The following is a 21979-nucleotide window of genomic DNA, read 5'->3' as shown; positions in this document are numbered from 1 at the left end:
CGGGCATGGAAACTGCTTATACAGACGCATAAATCTGGAGCAAGTCATGGATACACGCGCAATCGAACAGATGCTGAGCCAGCTGCGCAGCACCGCCGATGCCGCGGCAAGCAAGCCGGCAGGCGGCACCGCCGCGCCTGGCGGCGTTGACTTCGCTCAGGCGCTGCAGAGCGCCATGCAGGAAGTCAGTCAGGCACAACAGTCGGCACAGCAGATGGCGCAGGATTTTTCCAGCGGGAATTCGGAAGTAAACCTGCAGGACGTAATGGTGAACCTGCAGAAAGCTAACCTCTCCTTCCAGCAGATGGTGCAGGTCCGCAACAAGCTGGTGACTGCATACCAGGACATCATGAACATGCCGGTCTGACTTCCGGCCTGCCAAAAAAGCCCCCCCACGCTTGCCGCTGACGCGGCGGCACGCCCCCCCCGAGGGAGTGCTTTTTGCCTTGGGGCACCCGGCGACAAAAAGAAACCGGCCTCTTAACGGGCCGGTTTCTTTTGTAGCGTACAAGGAACTTCCAAGTGGACACCCACATACTTCCAGTCGAACTGGAAAAGGCCTACCGCCTCCTGAATCACGGACCGACCGTACTGGTTTCCGCCAGCCATGGCGGCATTGATAACGTGATGGCGGCAGCCTGGGCCTGCGCGCTGGATTTCGCCCCGCCGAAGCTGACCGTGGTGCTGGACAGAGCCAGCTATACACGCAGGCTGATCGAGCAAGGTGGAACGTTCGCGATCCAGATCCCCACGGCAGCGCAACTGGATCTGACGCTGGCCGTTGGCAGCATCAGCGGCGGCGAAGTCAAGGACAAGCTCGCGCGCTGCGGCGTGGAGCTCTTCCGGGCGGAAGGGGCTGCACAACAACCATTGGTGGCCGGCTGCTCAGCCTGGCTGGCATGCCGGTTGATTCCGGAACCCCACAATCAGCAGACCTACGATCTCTTCATCGGTGAGGTCGTCGGCGCCTGGGCAGACAGCCGCGTTTTCCGGAATGGTCACTGGCTGTTCGAACAGACCGACCCACAGTGGCGAAGCCTGCACCACGTGGCCGGCGGGCATTTCTATGCCATCGGTGAAGCAATGACGGGGAGCAATCCCGAAGAGGTGTAGGTGACTCCCCGCCTGCGTATTACTGGACGCTCACCTGCCCCAGCACAAGAAACTCGAGCAGCGCTTTCTGCGCATGCAGACGATTTTCCGCTTCATCCCAGACCACGCTTTGCGGGCCGTCGATAACCTCGGCCGTCACCTCCTCCCCGCGATGTGCAGGCAGGCAATGCATGAAGACGGCCTCGCTGTCGGCCACGCGCATCATGTCGCCATCGACCTGGAAGTCGGCGAAGTCACGCATGCGTGCTTCGTTCTCGGCCTCGAACCCCATCGAGGTCCACACATCGGTGGTAATGATGTGCGCACCGCGTGCGGCATCCATCGGATCGGCAAACTGCTCGAAATGGCTGCTGCCGGCAATGTTGGCTTTCTGCACGTCCACCTCATACCCCTTGGGTGAGCTGACGTGCACCTTGAAATCCAGCAATTCCGCCGCCTGCAGCCAGGTATTGCACATGTTGTTGGTGTCCCCGATCCAGGCCACGGTCTTGCCCTGAATGGAGCCATTGCGTTCGATCCAGGTAAAGATGTCCGCCAGGATCTGACAGGGGTGGAATTCATTGGTCAGCCCGTTGATCACGGGTACGCGCGAATTCGCGGCAAAGCGTTCGACGATGGTCTGCTCAAAGGTGCGGATCATCACCACATCGGAAATGCGCGAGATCACCTGGGCGGCATCCTCCACCGGCTCACCACGGCCGAGTTGGGAGTCACGCGTATTCAGATAGATCGCCGAACCACCCAATTGGAACATGCCAGCCTCGAACGACAGACGCGTACGCGTGCTGGCTTTCTCGAAGATCATGACCAGCGTGCGGTCAAACAGTGGATGGTAGGTTTCGTAACGCTTGAATTTGTCCTTGATCCACTTGGCACGATCGAAGACGTAGTTGATCTCTTCGCGAGAGAGGTCCTTGAACTGCAGGAAATGTCTGGGCGCTTGGGTCATGTTGCTCTTTCTCAGGCGATGCCTGATCGCCAAATCGGGAGTTTCAGCGTCGATCATTTCAGCGTCGGAACGCAGATCCTGAACGCGTAAAACGGAAAAGGGGCGCGACTCGCGTCACACCCCTTCTTGGTGATTCCGGTACCGCGTGGCTACGCGGCGACGCGGAACACAATCAGGCAGCAGGCCCCATCGCCTTGATGGCGGCGGACAGGCGGCTCTTGTAGCGAGCAGCTGCATTCTTGTGGACGATGTTCTTGTCGGCGATGCTGTCGATGATGCTCTGGGATTCCAGGAACACCTTCTGGGCAGCGGCCTTGTCACCGGCAGCCACAGCCTTGCGCACAGCCTTGACAGCGGTGCGCAGACGGGAGTGCTGGCTGGTGTTGCGAGCGCGTGCCACGAGAGCCTGACGGGCGCGCTTGCGAGCTTGTGCAGTATTGGCCATGTCTATCTACGGTTTAGGAATTACGCGAAAGGTGGGATTGTATCCGTCGGATACTTCGTGCGCAAGTCCAGCGCAGCCAGCGCCCCGGGGCCAATGCTATGATCGCCGCCTACCGCGCTCCTTCAACACGCCAGAGCCCTTGTCTCAATGAACCTGCTTCGTGCGCTCGCCACGGTCAGTGGCCTCACCCTGCTCTCGCGCATCCTTGGCCTGGCTCGCGAAATCCTCGTGGCCAACCTTTTCGGCGCAGGTCTGCTCACGGACGCCTTCAACGTGGCCTTCCGGCTACCCAACCTGCTGCGCCGCCTGTTTGCCGAAGGCGCATTCTCGCAGGCTTTCGTGCCCATCCTGGCCGAATACCGCAATCAGCGCGGAGAGGCCGAAACCCGCACGCTGATCAGCCACGTGACCACCCTGCTCGGTCTGGCGGTGCTGATCGTATCCCTGCTTGGCATGGTGGGAGCCCCCTGGATCATCCACCTGACGGCAGGTGGTTTTTCTCAACAACCGGAAAAATTCGCGCTCACGGTCGAGCTCACACGCATCACCTTTCCCTACATCTTCTTCATGTCGATGGTGGCGCTGTCGGCTGGTGTGCTGAACACCTGGAGCCGGTTCTCGGTGCCTGCCTTCACGCCGGTACTGCTCAACATTTCCTTCATCGGCATGATGCTGCTGGCGGCGCCCTATTTCGCGGAGCCGGTCAAGGCGCTGGCCTGGGGGGCCTTCATCGGTGGCGTACTGCAATTGCTGCTGCAGATCCCAGCGCTGGCGAAGATCGGCATGCTGCCACGCTTCTCGCTGTCGTTCCGGGATCCGGGCGTACGCCGCATCCTGCTGCTGATGGGCCCAGCCACACTGGGGGTGTCGGTCGCGCAGGTGAGCCTCCTGATCAACACGGCCTTTGCTTCCTGGCTGCCGACGGGCAGTGTTTCCTGGCTCAATTACGCCGACCGCCTGATGGAGTTTCCGATGGGCATCCTGGGCGCAGCGCTGGGGACCATCCTGCTGCCCAGCCTCTCAAAGCTCAGAGCCGCCAATGATGCGGAGGGCTTCTCCGCGACGCTGGACTGGGGCCTGCGCGTGGCGCTGCTGCTCACCGCGCCGGCAGCCGTGGGCATGATGCTGCTGGCCGTGCCACTGGCGGCCACCTTGTTCCAGCATGGGGCCTTCACGGCAACCGATACCCTGCAAACCCGCCAGGCGCTGATCACCTACAGCATGGGGCTACTTGGGCTGATTCTGGTGAAGATCCTCGCGCCGGCCTTCTATTCCCGCCAGGACATCCGCACACCTTTGAAATATGCACTGATTTCGCTACTCATCACACAGCTGCTGAACCTGCTGTTCATCTTCGTGCTGGATCTGCGCCACGCCGGGCTGGCCCTTTCAATCAGCGTGGCCGCGACACTCAACGCAGCCCTCCTTTTCCGCGGGCTGCGCCGGCGTGCCGCCTACCTCCCGGCACCTGGCTGGCGCCTGTTCGCCCTGAAGTTGCTGACGGCGCTGGTGGCGTTGGGACTGGTGCTGTGGCTGACAGCCGGTGCCGATGCGCGGTGGCTGGAAAGAAGCAGCCTGTGGCGCCTCACCAACTTGGCCTGGGTGATGGGCGCCGGCATGGCGACTTATTTCGCCACCCTGTTCGCACTGGGATTCCGGGTGAAGGATTTCCGTCGCCGCGTTCATTGAAACACGGGCGATCGTCAAGAAGCCCCCGGGCGCGCTCCCGCTGCGCGGGGGCTTCTACCTGGGGGCCACTACGCTGGATCAGCGTAGTACGCTGCGCTTCGGCGCCCACTTGACTTGCCAGGCCGGATATTCAGCTAGCAACTTGCGCGGCTCCGTGGCGAACCAGCTGTATTTCACTCGGCGTTCGTAGCTCACGTCTCCATAGTTGTCGCGCTTGACACCATCCCGCGCCGAAAACAACGGCTTACCGGACTCCAGATCATAGAAGCGTGCCCAGATCGATGGAGCCTTCGGATCGGTCACCACCCGGCGATCGAAGCCGAACTCCAGCGAGCTGTCCTCCACGCGTTCCAGCTTGATACCATCCATCCTGGCCTTGTTGAACCAGGCCACGGCATCCTGCACGGCTGCCACGATCTCTGGCGAGGGCTGGTCGATGCTCATCAGAAAGCGGACCACGTTCACGCTCTCCGCGCCGCTGATGGATGGCAACTTAAAGGCTCGCCCCATGCGGGGTTCGAGCGTAAGGTGATCGTACTGCGAGCACCAGCCGGTCTTCCTGCCGGTCACGACGATCTGTGTCTTCAGGATCAGGGAGATACCGCGATCATAGGCCGCACGTGCACGAGCCACACGGCCGGGATCCACGAAAGCATAGATCGGTTCCCCGCTGACGATGTCACGCAGGACTTCCAGCACGTTGGCGATCGTATCATCGTTGAAGGTGATGTGCGCCTTGTAACCCTGCGGATCAGGCCAGAACTGCTGCCAGCCACCATTGGGCAACTGGGCCAGGAGCACGTAGTCCAGCCCGCGCAGGAACGACTCCGCGTATCTCGCATCCTGGGTGGCGGCATGCACACGCGCCAGCACTGCCATCTGCTTCATCGTCGAATCATTGTCTATCGTCGACTTGATGCGGAATCCGGTCATCGCGGCAGTATTCACCGGCACCAGCAGATTGACGTCGCGTTCGACCTTGGGCCAGCCGCCATCGGCATTCTGGTAGCCCACGATCACATCGGCCAGACGGCGCCCTTCGGGCCCGGCATAGAAGGCTGCCGGCTGGGTGCCCATGGTGGCTTCGGTCACAGGCCCGCCGCGTGCAAAATCCTCCAGATTCCGGCTTGGCGGCAGGATGAATGCACCGGTCAGGCGCTGGCGGGTCTTGTCCCACTTCACATAGGCTCCCAGTTGCTTCCATATATCGGCAACTGGCAACCAGAGCACGCCGTCCTTCAATTCGGGGGCGACGGTCAGCGTGAATTCCTGCAGTTGATCGGCCTCGGCCTGGGTACTGCCCACCTTCAGCAACAACTGGCGCCCTGCCAGCGACAGACGCAACTCGTCTGTTTCAGCATCGAAGAGGTACGAACCGCCCAGATAGGGGATCAGATCGTCCAACGGCGCCAACACCAGATCCTTGCGCAACTGCGGACGGGTATAGAGCCCCTCCTGCAGCTCCTGGAACGCCCCGTCGACCGAGAAATTCGGCTCTCCGACGATCAGGGACACAGTCTTGAGTGTGGCAGAGGATGTCAGGAACGGACTATCGCCCCCCACACCAGGGGTTGCACAACCAAAACTCACTGCGGCGGCAACGGCCAGCACAAGCACGGATCTCAGGAGAGATTTCATCGCTTCATTTCCATGGCGAACGGTTGAGGAAAAGTCATAAGGCATGGCAAGGGTATACCCTCACATTACCTTTGGTTACGACCCCTGACCGACGGCATGAAAACGCCCCGCTGCATCGGCAAACGGGGCGTTCAGGAAATCAACGGGAACAGCAACCTGCTCGCTGGCAACGCTACCATCAGGCAGCAAGCTTGGCCGCCACAAAATTGGTCAGTGTGCCCACGGTTTCGAAGGTACTGCCGTCGATATCGTCATCGCCGACATAGAAACTAAAATGTTCCTCGAGGGCGGCGATCACACCCACCACAGCCATAGAATCGAGTTCGGGCAAAGCGCCCAGCAGGGGGGTCGCGTCATCAAAGGCGCTGGCACGCCCCGCAAGACCGAGGGATTCATCCAGAACCTGCAGCACGGCCTGACGGGTGGAATCAAACGAGGACAAAATCACATTCCTTGTTGTGGTTTGCGGAGAGCGGCGGATTATATGCCTCCCCTTCCGATGCAGGAGTGCGGGACAGCAATCGACACAATCAAGAATCCCCGGAGCCGCGCTTTCCGCGATAATCCGCAGCCTGTACCGGTACTGCGCGCATCATGACAGCTTCTTCCCCGCCACCGAACGCCTGGTTGCTGCACCAGCTCATCGAACTCAGCGCCGAGCGGAATCCAGCCGCCCCCGCGCTAACTGTGGGTAGCCAGACGCTAGATTACGCCACGCTCTGGCAGACAACAGCGGCCTTCGCAGGCGGACTTGCCAGGCTAGGCCTGCAACGTGGCGAACGTGTCGGCATCTGGCTGGAAAAGCGCATAGAAACCGTTGTCGCCAGCTTTGGTGCCCCTGCTGCTGGCTGCGTGATGGTGCCGATCAATCCTTTGCTCAAACCCGAGCAGGTGGCCTACATCCTGCGCGACTGCAATGTGCGCCTGCTGCTCACCACGCGCGAGCGCCTGGCCACATTGGCCCCCCAGTTGGCGTCCTGCCCTGATCTGCATCATCTGCTGCTGGCCGGTGCCACGGAAGGCGCCACGGCTCCCTGCCCGCTCCATGCGTGGGATGCATTGCTGACAACACAAGGCGGCCGTTTTCCCACGGCCCAGACCGAGCTGGACATGGCCGCCATCCTCTATACCTCGGGCAGCACTGGACGCCCCAAAGGGGTCGTGCTTTCACACCGCAACCTCGTGGCCGGCGCGCAAAGCGTGGCGGGTTATCTAGGCAATCATGCAGGCGACAGCCTGCTTGCGGCCTTGCCCCTTTCCTTCGACGCCGGTTTCTCCCAGCTCACGACAGCCTTTCATGCCGGTGCCCGGGCGGTCCTCCTGAACTACCTGATGCCACGCGACGTGCTCAAGGCACTGGAGCGAGAGAAGATCACCGGCCTCACCGCGGTGCCGCCGCTCTGGATCCAGCTCGCACAGCAAACATGGCCTGAAAGCATTGCCAGCCATCTGCGCTACATCGCCAATACCGGTGGCCATATGCCCGAAGTCGTATTGCACAACCTGCAAGAAAAGCTGCCGCGGACACGGCCCTTCCTGATGTACGGCCTCACCGAAGCCTTTCGCGCCACCTATCTGCCCCCCGAAGAGGTGGCCCGCCGTCCGGATTCCATCGGCCGGTCCATTCCCGATAACGAGGTCTTCATCTTGCGCGAGGATGGCCGCGAATGTGCGCCCGGAGAGCCAGGCGAACTGGTGCAGCGCGGTCCGCTGGTGGCCATGGGCTATTGGAACGACGCGGAAAAAACCGCAGAGCGCTTCCGTCCACTGCCCGCACACCTCCGCTCCTCCGGCCTGATGCTGCCCGAAATCGCCGTCTATTCTGGCGACACCGTGCGCCGTGATGAAGAAGGCTTCCTGTATTTCGTCGGTCGGCGTGACGAGATGATTAAGACTTCCGGCTATCGCGTCAGCCCCGGCGAAGTGGAGGAGGTCGCTCATGCGACCGGCCTGGTCCGCGAATGCGCCGCTGTCGGTGTACCGCATCCGGCACTGGGCGCAGCCATCGTGCTCGTCGCTCAACCCACACAGGCCACGGAAGACTCGACTTCCCTGCTTGCGGCACTGAAGACCCATCTGCCGGCCTGGCAGGTTCCTGTGCATATCGCACTGCGGAGCGAACCCTTGCCACGCAATGCCAATGGCAAGATTGATCGCAAGCTGCTGGCCGCAGACTTCCAGGACCTTTTCGGAGAAGCGCGATGAGTGCCCAGGCCAGACCACGCCATGCACCGATGACCCAGTTTCCCATTGTCGATGGCGAGCTGATGGTTGGTGGTCGCAGCGTTTCGGCATTGGCCTCCGAACTCGGCACGCCCTTCTACGCCTACGACCGTGCGGTGATTGATACCCGCATCGCCGCCTTGTGTGCAGCCCTGCCCGACACGGTGAAACTACATTACGCGATCAAGGCCAACCCCATGCCGGCCTTGGTGCAGTACATGGCCGGGCGTGTCGACGGGTTGGACGTAGCTTCCGGCGGAGAGCTCGCCATCGCACTGGCCAGCGGCATGGCGCCCGCAGAGATCAGCTTCGCCGGCCCGGGCAAGCGCGAAGCCGAGCTGGAGGCTGCCGTACGTGCGGGTGTGCTGCTCAATGTGGAGTCCGCCCGTGAGGTGGAACTGCTTGCCGGCCTGTCGCAGCGCCTGAGTCTGCCGGCACGCGTGGCCGTGCGCGTGAATCCCGATTTCGAGCTGAAATCCTCAGGCATGAAGATGGGCGGAGGCCCCAAGGCCTTCGGCATCGATGCCGAAGCCGTACCCGCATTGCTGGCGCGGATCGGAACACTTGGCTTGAACTTCGAAGGTTTCCATCTTTTTGCCGGCTCGCAGAATCTGCGCAGCGAAGCCATCGTGGAAGCCCAGCAGTTGAGTTACGCGCTGGCACTCCGGCTGGCTGAGCACGTGCCGACACCGATACGCACGCTGAACCTGGGGGGCGGTTTCGGCATCCCCTACTTCCCGGGTGACACACCACTGGCACTGGGAGCGATCGAAGAAAACCTCGCCGCGCTGGCCGAACGAAGCTCACGGGAGTTGCCAGGTGCCGGGCTTGTGATCGAACTGGGCCGCTATCTGGTCGGCGAGGCCGGCGTATATGTCTGCCGGGTGATCGATCGCAAGATATCCCGTGGTCAGGTCTTCCTCGTCTGCGATGGCGGGCTACACCACCACCTGGCTGCCTCGGGCAATTTCGGCCAGTTGATCCGCAAGAATTATCCGGTGCTCATCGCCAACAAGGCCGGGGCTGAAGTCACCGAAAACACCACCGTGGTCGGCCCGCTGTGTACACCACTGGATATCCTGGCCGAGCGCCTGGAGCTGGCCGTGGCTGGCCCGGGTGATCTGGTGGCGGTGCTGCAGAGCGGTGCCTATGGTTTCAGCGCCAGTCCTCGTAGCTTTCTAGGTCACCCGGACCCCTGCGAAGTTCTGCTCTGAGGCGCCAAAAACAAACCCCGCCACGTGGGCGGGGTCTGCAGGATGCCAAAGCCGGACAGCTCAGATCGCCTGCTCGTCAGTCTCGCCGGTGCGAATGCGCAGCACGCGCTCCACAGTACTGACGAAGATCTTGCCGTCGCCGATCTTGCCGGTATGCGCGGATTTGGTGATGGCCTCGACGGCCGCATCCACGATGTCGTCGCTGACCACGACTTCCAGCTTGATTTTGGGCAGGAAATCCACCACGTATTCGGCGCCGCGATAGAGCTCGGTGTGACCTTTCTGGCGCCCGAAGCCCTTGACCTCGGTCACCGTCAAACCGGTGATGCCGACTTCCGACAAGGCTTCGCGCACTTCGTCGAGCTTGAATGGCTTGATGATTGCCTCGATCTTTTTCACTTCCATGTCTCCTTGCAGGTTTGGTTCTGACCGCGAGTATAGCTGTGTGCCCGCGGTCTCATACGGTTTTGCTGCCGGGCATGAAAAAGCCGCGATGCACGGGCATCGCGGCTCTTGTATAACTGCGTTCCGATTACTCGGCGGCTGCGGCCGGCGTCTCTTCGTTGAGCAGTGCCTTTATGGAGAGCTTGACTCGCCCCTTCTCGTCAGTCTCCAGCACCTTCACGCGCACGACCTGACCTTCCTTGAGGTAGTCGGATACGTTGTTGACGCGCTCCTTGGCGATCTGCGAGACGTGCAACAAGCCATCGCGGCCCGGCATGATATTCACGATCGCGCCGAAGTCCAAAATGCGCAGCACCGGACCTTCATAGACCTTGCCGATTTCCACTTCGGCCGTGATCTGATCGATGCGGCGCTTGGCTTCGTCGGACTTGGCCTGATCGGCCGAGGAGATGGTGACCGTGCCGTCGTCCTGGATGTCGAGCACGCAGCCGGTTTCCTCGGTCAGCGCGCGGATCACGGCGCCACCCTTGCCGATCACGTCGCGGATCTTCTCCGGATTGATCTTGAAGGACATCATGCGCGGTGCGTAGGCCGACAGTTCGGAGGTGTCGGCCTGCGCATCGTTCATCAGGTTCAGGATGTGCAGGCGGCCTTCCTTGGCTTGCTCCAGCGCTTTGTTCATGATGGCCGGGGAGATCGAGTCGATCTTCAGGTCCATTTGCAACGCAGTCACGCCCGTAGCGGTGCCCGCCACCTTGAAGTCCATGTCACCCAGGTGATCTTCGTCACCCAGGATGTCGGTCAGCACGGCGAAACGACCACCATCCTTGATCAGGCCCATGGCGATACCGGCCACCGGTGCCTTCAGCGGCACGCCGGCATCCATCATCGACAGTGAACCACCACAGACCGAAGCCATTGAGGAAGAACCGTTGGATTCCATGATCTCGGACACGACACGGATCGTGTAGCCGAACTCCTTGGCATCCGGCAGCACGGCAGCCAGGGCGCGCTTGGCCAGACGACCGTGACCGATCTCGCGGCGCTTCGGCGAACCGACGCGACCAGTCTCACCGGTGGAATACGGCGGGAAGTTGTAATGGAGCATGTAACGCTCCTTGTACTCACCGACGATGGCATCGATGATCTGCTCGTCACGACCGGTGCCCAGCGTGGTGACCACCAGTGCCTGGGTTTCGCCGCGTGTGAACAGTGCCGAGCCGTGAGTACGCGGCAGCACGCCGGTACGGATGCTGATCGGACGTACCGTACGCGTATCGCGACCATCGATGCGCGGCTCGCCGGCCAGGATGCGGCCACGCACGATGGCGGATTCGAGCTCGAACAGGATGTTCTTGATGTCGTTTTCCTTCGGCGAACCTTCTTCACCGGTCACCAGGGCGGCGATTGCCTTCTTGGTGACGTCCTTCAGCAGACCGCTACGCACGGACTTGCTGGTGGTGGCGAAAGCAGCTTCCAGGTCGGCCTGGGCGATCTCCTTGACGCGAGCGATCAGCGCTTCGTCCTTGGCGGGCGCGGTCCAGTCCCATTCCGGCTTGCCAGCCACTTCGACCAGTTCGTGAATGGCCTGGATGGCTTTCTGCATTTCCTGGTGACCGAACACCACGGCGCCGAGCATCACGTCTTCAGGCAGTTGCAGGGCTTCGGACTCGACCATCAGCACGCCCACTTCAGTCCCTGCGACGACCAGATCCATCTGGCTGTCCTTAAGCTGGGTTGTGGTCGGATTGAGTATGTACTGACCATCGATGTAACCGACGCGAGCAGCGCCGATCGGGCCGTTGAAGGGCACGCCGGAAATCGCCAGCGCAGCGGACGTGGCGATCATCGCCGGGATGTCACCGTCCACTTCCGGATTCTGCGACAGCACGGTCGCGACAACCTGCACTTCGTTGTAGAAGCCTTCCGGGAAGAGCGGACGGATCGGGCGGTCAATCAGGCGGGAGGTCAGCGTTTCCTTTTCGGTCGGACGACCTTCACGCTTGAAGAAACCACCAGGGATACGGCCGGCAGCGTAGAACTTCTCCATGTAATCGACGGTGAGCGGGAAGAAGTCCTGACCCGGCTTCGGATCCTTGGCGGCAACCACGGTGGCCAGCACCACGGTATCGTCGATGGAGCAGATCACGGCACCGTGGGCCTGACGAGCGATCTCGCCGGTTTCGAGGGTGACAGTGTGCTGGCCGTACTGGAAGCTTTTCTTGATTGCGGTAGGCACGATTGTGTCCTTTCTGGATTCAATGCCCCGGCTGCATCAGGCAGCGGCAAAGACGTGGTCGACGGATGAAATCGGTGCGACGCGACACTGCGGACGATGCGCTGACTGCAGTGCGGGGAAACGGGAGATCAGGATCATGAGGCCCGGCCCGAAAACCATTTGGCCCATTGGATGAACCGAATGCAACAAAGCCGACGCGACCATTGGGCCGACGCCGGCTTTGCTGTTCAGTGCGAAGCAGGAAGCCCCGGGGCTGGCCCAGACGGGTTTCCACGCCACAGGCAACCCCAACCACCCATACGCTGCATTACTTACGCAGACCGAGACGCTCGATCAGTTCGCGATAGCCTTGGAAATTCTTGCTCTTGTAATAGTCGAGCAGCTTGCGGCGCTGGCTCACCATCTTGAGCAGACCGCGGCGGGAATGGTGATCCTTGACGTTGGTCTTGAAATGGCCGGCCAGGCCATTGATACGGGCAGTCAGCAGCGCGATCTGCACTTCGGGCGAGCCGGTATCACCCTGGGCACGCTGGAAATCAGCAACGATTTGCGCTTTTTGTTCGGAAGCAATAGCCATGTCAGTCTCTTAAGGTTGTCCTTTAGCAAGCCCGCGATTGTAATGGAAAAGATTCTTCTGACACAAGATACCCTACCCTCAATCCTTACGCCGCAACAACACGATGCGCTGGCCTACTGCCAGCAGATTGCCGCTGCCTGGATCGAAGCCGGCCGCACGCAGATGACGGCGTGTGTGCGAATTGATTCGTACCCAATGCAAGCCACCATCCGCCGAACGCTGAATGCAGCCTGCGCGCCCAACGAGCACCAGCGCCTGGCTGGCAGGCTCTCGCAGCATCTGCCGCAGCTCGTCCTGGCAGGCGCCAGAGGCCTGCTGCCAACTGAAGCCTTCGTCCATCGAACGCAGGATGACCCCGTTTTCTCCAGCGAGCAGCAGGGCGCCGCTGACCGTATCACGAGCAATCGTGTTCAGGCGCTCCGATCTGTACGTAACCATCTTCTGCCAACTTGATCCGCCATCAGTGCTGCGCAGGACAGCACCGCTCTCTCCCGCAAGCAATATCAATCCGCTCTCGTCATCAGCCCAGGCCGCATGCAGATGTTCCATACGCTCCAACGCCACACTCTGCCAAGTACGGCCCAGATCACGACCGAGCAAAACGCGTCCGGCCTTGCCAGCCAGCACCACGGTGCCATGCCGTGCGCTCATCGTTCCGGTGCGAAAGATCTCCCCATCCCTGAAAGGCTCCGGTGAAGCCATCACCTGCCAATGCAATCCTCCATCGTCAGACAGCAGGACCTGCCCTTTCACCTCGAAAGCCAACAACGGCCAGCCCGGCGCTCCGGTCAGTACCCGGGCGAACGTCTCGCCGCGTTCATAGGGTGTGTCATGCACTACCTGCCAACTCAGTCCCTGGTCTGCAGAGCGCACGAGGGTGCCAGGCGGGCCGGTGGCAATCATCACATCAGGGCCGGCATTCACCATGTCGATCAGATTGGCCGGGATGAATGATTGAGGAAAGGCCACACCCATGCGCTGCCAACGCACGCCTCCGTCCGCCGAGCGAAGCACGAAGCCGATCTCGCCCGTCGCCACGAGAGCCCCCGCGTCTGGCGAAGGCGAAACCGTGTTCATGTATTCACCCAGTTGCTCGGACACCACATGCCAGCGGATACCACGATCTTCCGACTGCAGAATCAACCCAGCCTCGCCCACTCCGACGATTCTTTGCCCGGCACCGTCAAGGCCACACCCATCAATGTCGCTTTCCCAGGCAGAGGCTGCATCCCCCATTCCATGCCACCGTCGATCGATCGCGCCAACACACCGTGATGCCCGAACAACAGCAAGGCTTTGTCCTGCGCATCGAAGTGCAACGCGCTCAGCGTAAGGTGGCTGCCTGCTTTGTCTACCGTCCAGGAACGCCCACCATCGCGACTGCTGTATAGATCGCCGACGTGTGTTCCCACCACCAGGGCTGCGTGCTCGGGATCATATGCATGTGTGGTCACCACTCCAGCCGAGTCCAGCTGAATCAAACGCCAGTTGATACCATCGTCCTCGGACACCAGCAGGCGTCCCATCGCGCTACCGGCGATCAGCCGCCGGCCCACCGCGAAGATGTCTACGATGGGGGTATCTGTCAGCGCGGGCAGGACACGCCAAGACTGCCCAGCATCGGTCGAGCGCAGGACACGCCCCTGCCTGCTGCCGGCCAGGAGGGTGCCGCCATCTGGCAGGACATGCAGCGACAGGAGATCTTCCTCACCGACACGCTGCAGCGACCAACTCACGCCATCATCCATGGAGTGCAAAAGACTTCCGCGCGCCCCGCTCACCACCCAGCCACCGGGGATAGCCAAAGGCACCAGCGCGAACAGATCGTCATCGAGCACCCGAGTCGGTGCCTTCCAGCGCACGCCACCATCGACAGAACGGGCAAGACTCCCATTTGCGCCAATCGCCATCAGGGTCAGGCCAGACCAATCGGCCGCGACCATGGTCAGATCCTCGATCAGGTCGGACTCTCCCGCCTGCCATTGCACGCCGTTCTGTGAAAACTTCAGCGAGCCATCGCTTCCCCAGGCCAGAAAGCGATTCCAGGCTGGAAAAAAAGCGACCCCCTGCCAATCGGGATTGATCACTTCCGCACGGTATTCGACCGAAACACTGCCTTCCCGTACCGGAGAACAGGCCATCACGGGCAGCAGCGACAGAAAAATCACGAGTCTGCAGATCATCTACCGCGCACTCCGAAGAAATGAAAAAAGGGCACGCAGCCTGGCTACATGCCCAGAAAAACCAGTGGCGTGGAGCGCCACCGGCCAAGGCCGATGCTTTAGTTACCAGAGTTTCCGGACTGAGTGCAGGAGGCCCAGCTACCGATGCACACGGTTCCCGCGTTGCTCAGGACCGAATTGGTGAGCTTGGCCACCAATTTGGAACTGTCCGTACGGAATACGCCCTCCTTGAGGTTGGAGAGACGGCAACGATCGATATTGACGGTGATCTTGTAAGTCGTGCCGCCATTCTGGCGAATCACCTTGGCGACATTGTCTACCACGCAGTTGGAGATATTCATGGTGGATTCCGCATTCACCTGACCGAATTTATCCTCACCGTCATAGCCGGAAACGGCAGAGATATTCACCGTCCCGGAAGATTTCACCGTAAAGGCGTCCTCACCGATATTTGTCCAGCGGAAATTCTGCAGCGTCCCACCACCGTAGAAATGGACGCCATCCACCCCGTTGTTGCCCAGAATGGCATTCTTCAGCGTCCCGCCGTTGATACGGAAAGCAGGCTTCTGTGATTCGCTCTGCGAGCCATTACCCAGTGCCGAAGTTGGGTTGAAAGTCTTGCAGCCGCCATCATAGGTTTCACCGCTTTCCACAACCACGGTCGAAGAAATGGAAACGGATCCCGTTGAGGTGCAGGTCGCGCCCGTAATGCCGCCGGACCCACTGCCCGATGAACTGGACGAGCTCGAACTGGACGAAGACGTCGCCGAACCCGCATACGAACACCAGCGGCTACCGGTAATGGAGTTTGACGGGAACAGCGAGGCCTGACAGACGAATGAACCCGTCAGCGTGGCATATACAAAAGTGCCGGATTTCCCGAACGCTACAGAGCGGGTACCGCTCATGGGACAGGTGGAGCCTTCCTTGACGCATTTCGTGTAACCACTCGGATAATCAGTGGCCGCATGAACACCGGAAGCCAACAGCATGGCGACGATTCCGCCGAGAATCTTACGAATCATGATTTGTCTCCAATTGGATGAATCAGATCTTCGGAAGGCGCAAGCCCTCCTGCCTTGGCTGACCTTATGCCGTCAGCGATCTGCACTCTGGAATGCCAACCGGGAGAGATCAAGTTCAGGCATCACTCTGATTTGTAAGACATATCAAAAAAAGCGATCCCACAGCACATTCCGCAATCGATCGATATGGGTATATGCGATATGGCCAAACAACTGCTCTTCGAAATAATTGCAGAATCATATTTTCTCCCCGATTTGTATTACTCCCATTGAAACTGCGCCGGCAGTTCCCGACGAACGGCAAGCGGCTATACATACCAGATCATGGCCAGACAGGAATCTTCTCTTGGGAAATGCGGGGCTTTTTCCTTACAATGCCGCATTCAGTTTGCCCGGGCAGGAGCCTGCACCCATGAAAAGTCTCGCGAGCCTCGTCTGTGCCTGCTTCCTGCTAGGTTGCAGCGCCTTGCCCACCGAGCCACAGCAGACCGAAGCACCTGCCCCGCTCCCTACCTCGCAGCCTTCTTATTCCGCTCCCGCAGTACAGCCCTCGGCCAACGAACGCTTGGCCATCAGCAAACAACTCGACTCGCTGGCGAACGCATCGTCGGTCCAGAAAGACAAACCGACCGCCTTTCAGCCCGGGATCCGCACAGTGGATCTCACGGCCGCCCAGAGTGATCTTTGGCTTCGCATGCGCAAGGGATTTGCCATGCCGGATCTTCTCAGCCCCACGGTAGACCGCCAGGTTCAGCTCCTGCTGGCCAATCGCCAGGGACTGTTGACCATGCTGGAGCGTGGCCGCCCTTACCTGCATCACATCCTCGACGAGCTGGAAAAACGTGGCATGCCCAGCGAACTGGCACTGCTGCCGGTCGTGGAGAGCGCCTTCAACCCACATGCACTGTCGTCGGCCAGTGCAGCCGGCCTGTGGCAGTTTATCCCTTCGACAGGCAAGGTATTCCAACTACGGCAGAACTGGTGGGTGGATGAACGCCGTGACGTACTGGCTTCCACCACGGCGGCACTGCAGTATCTTCAGACTACCTACGAAATGCATGGCGACTGGCATCTGGCCCTGGCGTCTTACAACTGGGGGGAAAACGCCGTGGCGCGTGCCATCAAGGCCAATCAGTCGGCGGGTCGGCCAACTGACTTCAACAGCCTGAGGATGCCTGCGGAAACCAGTCAGTACGTACCCAAGCTGCAGGCCATCAAACAGATCGTCTCTTTCCCGGAGCAGTATGCAATCAAGCTGCCGGAAATCCCCAATCAGCCCTATTTCATGAAGGTTGAGCGCAGTCAGGCCATGGATGTCGCGCTGGCAGCCAAGCTGGCTGAAATATCGTTGGCCGATTTCCGCCTGCTCAATCCTGCCTATAACCGCCCCGTGATTCCGGGTGACCACAATGCCGATCTGCTGCTGCCGATCGAGAACGCCCAGAAGTTCCAGCTCAATCTCGCCATATACAACGGCCCGTTGCTGAGCTGGAAGACCTACACCCTACCCCGCCGCGAACGCGTGGAGGACGTAGCCCGCCGCCTCAACCTGTCCGCCGAGACCTTGCGTACCGCAAACGGACTCAAAGCCGGTGCGAGACTTGCAGTCGGCTATACGCTGCTGATCCCTGGCAACGTCAATACCGAAGCACGTACCGCAGCTACCGGCAAGCCTACGCCAAAGACCGGTCGCCCGATCAGCGGCAAAACCGATACGGCCCAGCCCCGGGTTGCTGACAGCACGCGACAGCCTCGTGGCTAAGACGCCATCACGATCCATGATGAAGGGCCGCCAGCAGGACAAAGCACAGTGCATACGTCCTGAGCGTAGCCTCGAAGCATGATCGTGAGCAGCGTCTAAGGAAATCCCGTGTCGTTTGCGGCACCCCTTGTGAGAGCCTCCACGGCCTTCGCGCTGTTTGAGGACAACGTCGCCCAGCCGGCGCACGCCCGCTGGCTGCACAACTGCATTGGCCACCTGCGTGCAGACCACCCCGAACAACTGCCAGCCTGCTTCGCAACGCTTGATGCTGCACGAGCTCAAGGCCACTGGGTGGCGCTGGCAGCGCATTATGAGTTGGGGCTGGCGTTCGAACCTGTCTTGCAGCCAAACCTCGGGGCGGATCAGCCACTGCTGCGGGCCTGGATCTTCACCGAGGCCAGCTCTTTGGCCGGAGACGCGCTTGAATCCTGGTGGCAGACCCGGCTGGACGCATTGAGCCCCCAGGCACGAGAGGGTGGGTTGCTGACCTTGTATCCAACCTGGGACGAATCCCGCCATGCCAGCGCCTGTCATCGCATCCTCGACTGGATTAAGGCGGGCGACTGCTACCAGGTCAATCTCACCTTTCCGTTGCACGGCCGTCATTATGGTCACCCATTGGCCGTGGCACACGCCCTGCGCGCCACCCAGGGCAGTGCCCATGGCGCGCTGATCCATGATGGCCAGGATTGGATCCTGTCTCGCTCACCCGAGCTCTTCATCACGCGTTGCGGTGAACGCCTGAAGGCCCGCCCGATGAAAGGGACAGCAGCACGCAGCCCGGACCCCGTGGAGGATGCTGCTCGGGCGCAAGCTCTCGCGACCTCTCCCAAGGATCAGGCGGAAAACCTGATGATTGTCGACCTCATCCGCAACGATCTGGGGCGGCTCACGGCACCTGGTGGCGTGGAGGTCACGAGCTTGTTCAGCGTGGAACGCTACGCCAGTGTCTATCAGCTGACTTCCAGCATCGAGGCCGCGCCGGTACGCGCCGGACTGGAAGAAACCCTGCGCGCACTGTTCCCCTGCGGCTCGGTCACCGGCGCCCCCAAAATCCGTGCCATGCAGATCATCGATACGCTGGAGGGGGCTCCACGCGGCATCTACTGTGGTGGCCTGGGCTGGATCGCACCGGATGGCGACTTCAGCCTCAATGTGCCTATCCGTACCCTGTTGCTGACGCAACAAGGTAACTGCCGTCTCGACGTGGGCAGCGGTATCGTGGCCGACTCGAACCCCACCGACGAGTATCGCGAATGCCTGACCAAGGCACGTTTCGCGATGCCGGATCTGCATCTGATCGAAACCCTCAGACGCGAAGCGGATGGCTGTTATCCCCTGCTTGCCGGGCATCTGGCGCGGCTTGCAGCATCAGCCGCCAAGCTGGGCTTCATCTGCCCCCAGCCCGCCATCCGTGCTGCGCTGATGCAAGAACCAGCAGAAGGGCTTTTGCGCGTGCGCCTGCAGCTCTGGCGTGATGGTCGCTTCGTCATCACCAGCAGGCCGCTGGATCCACAACCTGTGCAGCCCCGCATCACCCCTGCCGGTTTCACACTCGACAGCACCGATCCGCGTCTGCACCACAAAACCAGCGCGCGTCGTTTCTACGATGAGGCATTGCAGCAGGCGCTCGAGGCCGGGCTATACGACGTATTGTTCTGCAACGAACACGGCGCGCTCTGTGAGGGGGCCCGCAGCAATCTCTTCCTCTCCATCGACGATGGCCCGTTGCTCACGCCAGCGAGTGACGCAGGCTTGCTGCCCGGGGTCTTGCGTGCGGATCTGCTGGCGCGCGGTCTGGCGCGGGAAGCCATGCTGACGCCGGCGGATCTTGTCCGCGCACGCCATATCTACATGGGAAATGCCCTGCGCGGACTGGTCAAGGTCACGCTGGTCTGATTCAGTCGGCAGGCATCCGCGCGCGCAGCCAGTGCTCGAACTGCTCGGAGGGCATCGGCTCCGCGTAATGGAAGCCTTGCATCAGGCGATAGCCCATTTCGCGCAGCGCCCTCGCCTGCCCCTGCGTTTCAACCCCCTCGGCGACCGCAGTCAGCCCGCGCAGACGGGCCAGTGACAATACGGAGGCAGCCGGAGCCCGCAGCGATGCCGAGAGTTCGACATCGGCCACGAAGCCGGAGTCCAGCTTCAACATGTCCAGTGGTAGCTCCAACAACTGCCGCAAGGAACTCGTACCCGTTCCGAAGTCATCCATCGCGAGTTTCACGCCGAGGGCGCGCAGGCTCTGTAACTGATGGAGCATCACCTCAGCGCTTTCGCGGCACACTGCTTCATTCAGATCCAGCACCAGCCGCTCGGGCACGATATCGCTGAATTCGAGCACACAACGCAGACGGGCCACAAAATCCGGCGCCCGCAACTGTACCGCTGACACATTGATCGCCACGTTAAGGTTCTGCCCGAACTGCCGTGACCATACGGCAATCCGCTCCAGCGCCTGCTCCAGCACCCACAGGCCGAGCTCATGAATCATGCCGGTACGCTCCGCCAGCGGAATGAAGCGGCGCGGAGCTACCTGTTCGCCGAAATCGTTGCGCCAGCGCAGCAGGGCCTCGACCCCCCAGAGCCTGTCGCTTTCGACATCCATCACGGGTTGGTAATGCAAGGACAGGCCGCGCTTGAAGTCGATGGCGGCACGCAGGTTATGCAGCATGCTGACGCGGGTCTGCACATCCTCCGAGAGCTGAGCGGAAAATAACGAGAAACTGCCGCCCTCGCTCTGCCGGGCGCGATTCAATGCCAGCGTTGCAGAGCGCAGTAACTCGGCAGCATTGCCACGGCAGTCGGCCACACGTGCCAGGCCGATTCTCAGCTGTACCGCCAGCGAGTGTCCGTGCACGAAGAAAGGCTGCTGGAAGGCCGCCTGCAACCCTGCAGGGTCAATGGCGTTCTCGGGGCCGAATACGGCAAAGGTGTCGCCCGACACTCGTGCCAGTATCACAGTAGCCCCCAGCGTGGCACGCAGGCGCTTGGCGACGCCGGTCAGCAGCGAATCACCGCATTGATGACCCAGCGCATCGTTGACGTCCGAAAACCGCACGATGTCCGCCACCGCCAGGCAACGGGAGCCTCCTTGGTGGGCAAACAGATCCTGATCCACCTCGGCAAGAAAACGGGTCCGGTTGGCCAGACGCGTCAGAGGATCATGGTAGGCATAGAAATCCAGCCGCTCGATCAGATCGACGTTTTCAAAACTGACAGCCAGACTGGCAGAGAACACTTCCAGCAACTTCTGCTCGACACTGCGTAGGGGGCGCGCCAACTCCGCCACTACTACGGCCTCGCGCTTGCCGCTGCCCAGCCAGATAAAAAACCGCCCCGGTTCGAAGATGCATGCGCGCACCGCCGCACAACGCCGGATCCCGCGCAGCAGTTCGGCATCCAGGCCTTTGTCGATGAGCATCCCCTGACGCGAGGCGTACACACCTGTGCTCAGTACCACACTCATGCTGTCTGGCGGCTGCGGACTGATTTCACTGGCAGCCACACAAATCAGTACCGAAAGAGACTCTTCAAGCAGGGACTCCAGACGCTCCACGAGCAAGCGGGAAAACCCCTCCATTTCGCGGGCACGGAAAATCGTGTTGCTGGAACGGGCCACGGCATTCATGCCGCGATTGGCTGCGGCAACGGTCTCCAGTTGCTCCCAGGCACGCACGGCAGCGGTCAACGTGGTGACAAGCCGGGTCTGCGACAGTTCGGACTTCGTGCGGTAATCGTTGATGTCGTACCGCCGGATCACGTCCAGCTCCGGCGCATAGCCCGGCTGCCCGGTCCGCAGCACGATGCGCAGGGACTTCAGGCCGATCTCGTCACGGATCACGGACACTAGGCGCAACCCGGCGTCCTCCGTCTCCATGACCACATCGAGCATCACGACCGCGATTCCGCGCTCCGCGCGCAACAAGGCTTCTGCTTCCGTGGCACTGGAGGCATGCAGCAACTGCAGGGGACGACCATCAATCGTCAGGCCTCGCAAGGCAAACGTGGTGGCTCGATGAACCTCCTCATCATCATCCGTGATGAGGATGCGCCAAGGAGCAGAGACAACGGGGGGCCCCGCGATACTGAGCTCGTCAGTCCGCTCCTCGGCAAATCGCAACAGGTCGTCCCCGGTGATTTCGGCGGACGATGCTTCCTGTTCGCTATCCATGCCCACCACGCCCCCCAATGGATGAATGCAGCCTCTGATGACGAAACCAGGCGAAACAGCCTCCGGACATCCACCTCGTCACAGGATATCGGCAACGGTTCGCAAAACTTTTGTGTCCGGGCCTGCTGCCATTCAAACGAACGTAACCGGCAGACGATTGACAACAGCCCCCAAGGTCAGGCGTCACTGCCCTGAAGTTCGGGAGCCCACCTACTTACAGGCGGGTGGGCAACTCCTGATCACAAGGTAGCCACGATCCGAACAACGCACGCGGCAGTCGGGACTTACGGGTGAATCGCCCCCGGTTCACTAGACACTTCGAAGCCTTAAGCTGGCAACCAAGTGG

18 protein-coding genes are annotated in these 21979 nt (G+C 61.0%); 7 read left to right on the top strand and 11 right to left on the bottom strand.

Translation table 11 applies throughout. The features are described from left to right. Window positions 1-46: 46 nt before the first annotated feature. The gene (fliE, locus tag BGI27_RS12120; RefSeq protein ID WP_095525126.1) at window positions 47-367 is read left to right on the top strand and encodes a flagellar hook-basal body complex protein FliE; all 321 of its coding nucleotides are present in this window, start codon (window positions 47-49) and stop codon (window positions 365-367) included. A 155-nt stretch (window positions 368-522) separates the two neighbouring features. Continuing rightward, entirely contained in the window at window positions 523-1113 is a 591-nt protein-coding gene (locus BGI27_RS12115; RefSeq protein WP_095525125.1) for a flavin reductase family protein, read from the top strand. A gap of 19 nt (window positions 1114-1132) precedes the next feature. Here BGI27_RS12115 and argF read toward each other — a convergent pair whose 3' ends face one another. Both argF and rpsT read right to left on the bottom strand, forming a co-directional pair. Beyond that, window positions 1133-2062: an ornithine carbamoyltransferase gene (argF, locus tag BGI27_RS12110; protein WP_095525137.1), complete on the bottom strand. Its 930-nt coding sequence runs from the start codon at window positions 2060-2062 to the stop codon at window positions 1133-1135. 172 nt (window positions 2063-2234) lie between these two features. After that, the gene (rpsT, locus tag BGI27_RS12105; protein WP_095525124.1) at window positions 2235-2507 is read right to left on the bottom strand and encodes a 30S ribosomal protein S20; all 273 of its coding nucleotides are present in this window, start codon (window positions 2505-2507) and stop codon (window positions 2235-2237) included. A gap of 147 nt (window positions 2508-2654) precedes the next feature. Between rpsT and murJ the strand changes: the two genes are divergently transcribed. Beyond that, the gene (gene murJ / locus BGI27_RS12100) at window positions 2655-4196 is read left to right on the top strand and encodes a murein biosynthesis integral membrane protein MurJ (RefSeq protein WP_095525123.1); all 1542 of its coding nucleotides are present in this window, start codon (window positions 2655-2657) and stop codon (window positions 4194-4196) included. Between the two features lie 78 nt (window positions 4197-4274). On the opposite strand, the gene pelA is transcribed toward murJ, so the two are convergent. Continuing rightward, a complete protein-coding gene (gene pelA / locus BGI27_RS12095; protein WP_170943025.1) occupies window positions 4275-5834 on the bottom strand; it encodes a pectate lyase in 1560 nt (519 codons plus the stop codon). A gap of 178 nt (window positions 5835-6012) precedes the next feature. After that, complete coding sequence (locus tag BGI27_RS12090; RefSeq protein ID WP_095525121.1) at window positions 6013-6276, bottom strand: acyl carrier protein; 264 nt, start codon at window positions 6274-6276, stop codon at window positions 6013-6015. A gap of 152 nt (window positions 6277-6428) precedes the next feature. Here BGI27_RS12090 and BGI27_RS12085 point away from each other — a divergent pair, with 152 nt between their 5' ends. Together BGI27_RS12085 and BGI27_RS12080 are read left to right on the top strand one after the other, a co-directional pair. After that, the gene (locus BGI27_RS12085; protein ID WP_095525120.1) at window positions 6429-8039 is read left to right on the top strand and encodes an acyl-CoA ligase (AMP-forming), exosortase A system-associated; all 1611 of its coding nucleotides are present in this window, start codon (window positions 6429-6431) and stop codon (window positions 8037-8039) included. Continuing rightward, a complete protein-coding gene (locus tag BGI27_RS12080) occupies window positions 8036-9271 on the top strand; it encodes a pyridoxal-dependent decarboxylase, exosortase A system-associated (protein ID WP_095525119.1) in 1236 nt (411 codons plus the stop codon). The genes BGI27_RS12085 and BGI27_RS12080 overlap by 4 nt, the downstream gene beginning before the upstream one ends. A gap of 60 nt (window positions 9272-9331) precedes the next feature. Here the strand turns inward: BGI27_RS12080 and glnB are convergent, their stop codons facing one another. The 6 genes from glnB to BGI27_RS12050 form a co-directional block, all read right to left on the bottom strand. Further along, complete coding sequence (glnB, locus tag BGI27_RS12075; protein ID WP_095525136.1) at window positions 9332-9670, bottom strand: nitrogen regulatory protein P-II; 339 nt, start codon at window positions 9668-9670, stop codon at window positions 9332-9334. A 133-nt stretch (window positions 9671-9803) separates the two neighbouring features. After that, a complete protein-coding gene (pnp, locus tag BGI27_RS12070) occupies window positions 9804-11915 on the bottom strand; it encodes a polyribonucleotide nucleotidyltransferase (RefSeq protein WP_095525118.1) in 2112 nt (703 codons plus the stop codon). Between the two features lie 307 nt (window positions 11916-12222). Then, window positions 12223-12492 (bottom strand): 30S ribosomal protein S15, encoded by a 270-nt coding sequence (gene rpsO, locus BGI27_RS12065; RefSeq protein WP_095525117.1) that lies wholly within the window; start codon window positions 12490-12492, stop codon window positions 12223-12225. A 78-nt stretch (window positions 12493-12570) separates the two neighbouring features. Beyond that, the gene (locus tag BGI27_RS12060) at window positions 12571-13650 is read right to left on the bottom strand and encodes a WD40/YVTN/BNR-like repeat-containing protein (protein WP_095525116.1); all 1080 of its coding nucleotides are present in this window, start codon (window positions 13648-13650) and stop codon (window positions 12571-12573) included. Continuing rightward, window positions 13632-14675, bottom strand: a complete 1044-nt coding sequence (locus tag BGI27_RS12055; protein ID WP_095525115.1) for a beta propeller repeat protein — start codon at window positions 14673-14675, stop codon at window positions 13632-13634. Before BGI27_RS12055 ends, BGI27_RS12060 begins: the two co-directional genes overlap by 19 nt. Before the next feature lie 98 nt (window positions 14676-14773). Then, a complete protein-coding gene (locus BGI27_RS12050; protein WP_095525114.1) occupies window positions 14774-15700 on the bottom strand; it encodes a pectate lyase in 927 nt (308 codons plus the stop codon). Window positions 15701-16112: 412 nt separating this feature from the next. Here BGI27_RS12050 and BGI27_RS12045 point away from each other — a divergent pair, with 412 nt between their 5' ends. Further along, on the top strand, window positions 16113-17462 hold the full coding sequence (locus tag BGI27_RS12045; protein ID WP_095525113.1) for a transglycosylase SLT domain-containing protein: 1350 nt from the start codon (window positions 16113-16115) through the stop codon (window positions 17460-17462). Between the two features lie 129 nt (window positions 17463-17591). Beyond that, window positions 17592-19361, top strand: coding sequence for an aminodeoxychorismate synthase component I (gene pabB, locus BGI27_RS12040; RefSeq protein WP_223871781.1), 1770 nt, complete (start codon window positions 17592-17594; stop codon window positions 19359-19361). 1 nt (window position 19362) lies between these two features. On the opposite strand, the gene BGI27_RS12035 is transcribed toward pabB, so the two are convergent. Then, window positions 19363-21633, bottom strand: a complete 2271-nt coding sequence (locus BGI27_RS12035) for a putative bifunctional diguanylate cyclase/phosphodiesterase (RefSeq protein WP_095525111.1) — start codon at window positions 21631-21633, stop codon at window positions 19363-19365. Window positions 21634-21979 lie beyond the last annotated feature (346 nt).

The sequence above is a fragment of the Candidatus Dactylopiibacterium carminicum genome, assembly GCF_014736495.1.
GTDB lineage: Bacteria > Pseudomonadota > Gammaproteobacteria > Burkholderiales > Rhodocyclaceae > Uliginosibacterium > Uliginosibacterium carminicum.
Note: the sequence above shows the minus strand (reverse complement) of the source record. Positions and strands in the feature narration are given on the sequence as shown.

Bases quoted from the DNA above. Each gene is read 5' to 3' on its own strand.
- argF (WP_095525137.1), bottom strand. From the start codon at position 2,062: ATGACCCAAGCGCCCAGACATTTCCTGCAGTTCAAGGACCTCTCTCGC.
- BGI27_RS12085 (WP_095525120.1), top strand. From the start codon at position 6,429: ATGACAGCTTCTTCCCCGCCACCGAACGCCTGGTTGCTGCACCAGCTC.
- BGI27_RS12055 (WP_095525115.1), bottom strand. From the start codon at position 14,675: ATGATCTGCAGACTCGTGATTTTTCTGTCGCTGCTGCCCGTGATGGCC.
- rpsO (WP_095525117.1), bottom strand. From the start codon at position 12,492: ATGGCTATTGCTTCCGAACAAAAAGCGCAAATCGTTGCTGATTTCCAG.
- BGI27_RS12080 (WP_095525119.1), top strand. From the start codon at position 8,036: ATGAGTGCCCAGGCCAGACCACGCCATGCACCGATGACCCAGTTTCCC.
- pelA (WP_170943025.1), bottom strand. From the start codon at position 5,834: ATGAAATCTCTCCTGAGATCCGTGCTTGTGCTGGCCGTTGCCGCCGCA.
- murJ (WP_095525123.1), top strand. From the start codon at position 2,655: ATGAACCTGCTTCGTGCGCTCGCCACGGTCAGTGGCCTCACCCTGCTC.
- BGI27_RS12050 (WP_095525114.1), bottom strand. From the start codon at position 15,700: ATGATTCGTAAGATTCTCGGCGGAATCGTCGCCATGCTGTTGGCTTCC.
- fliE (WP_095525126.1), top strand. From the start codon at position 47: ATGGATACACGCGCAATCGAACAGATGCTGAGCCAGCTGCGCAGCACC.
- rpsT (WP_095525124.1), bottom strand. From the start codon at position 2,507: ATGGCCAATACTGCACAAGCTCGCAAGCGCGCCCGTCAGGCTCTCGTG.
- BGI27_RS12045 (WP_095525113.1), top strand. From the start codon at position 16,113: ATGAAAAGTCTCGCGAGCCTCGTCTGTGCCTGCTTCCTGCTAGGTTGC.
- BGI27_RS12035 (WP_095525111.1), bottom strand. From the start codon at position 21,633: ATGGATAGCGAACAGGAAGCATCGTCCGCCGAAATCACCGGGGACGAC.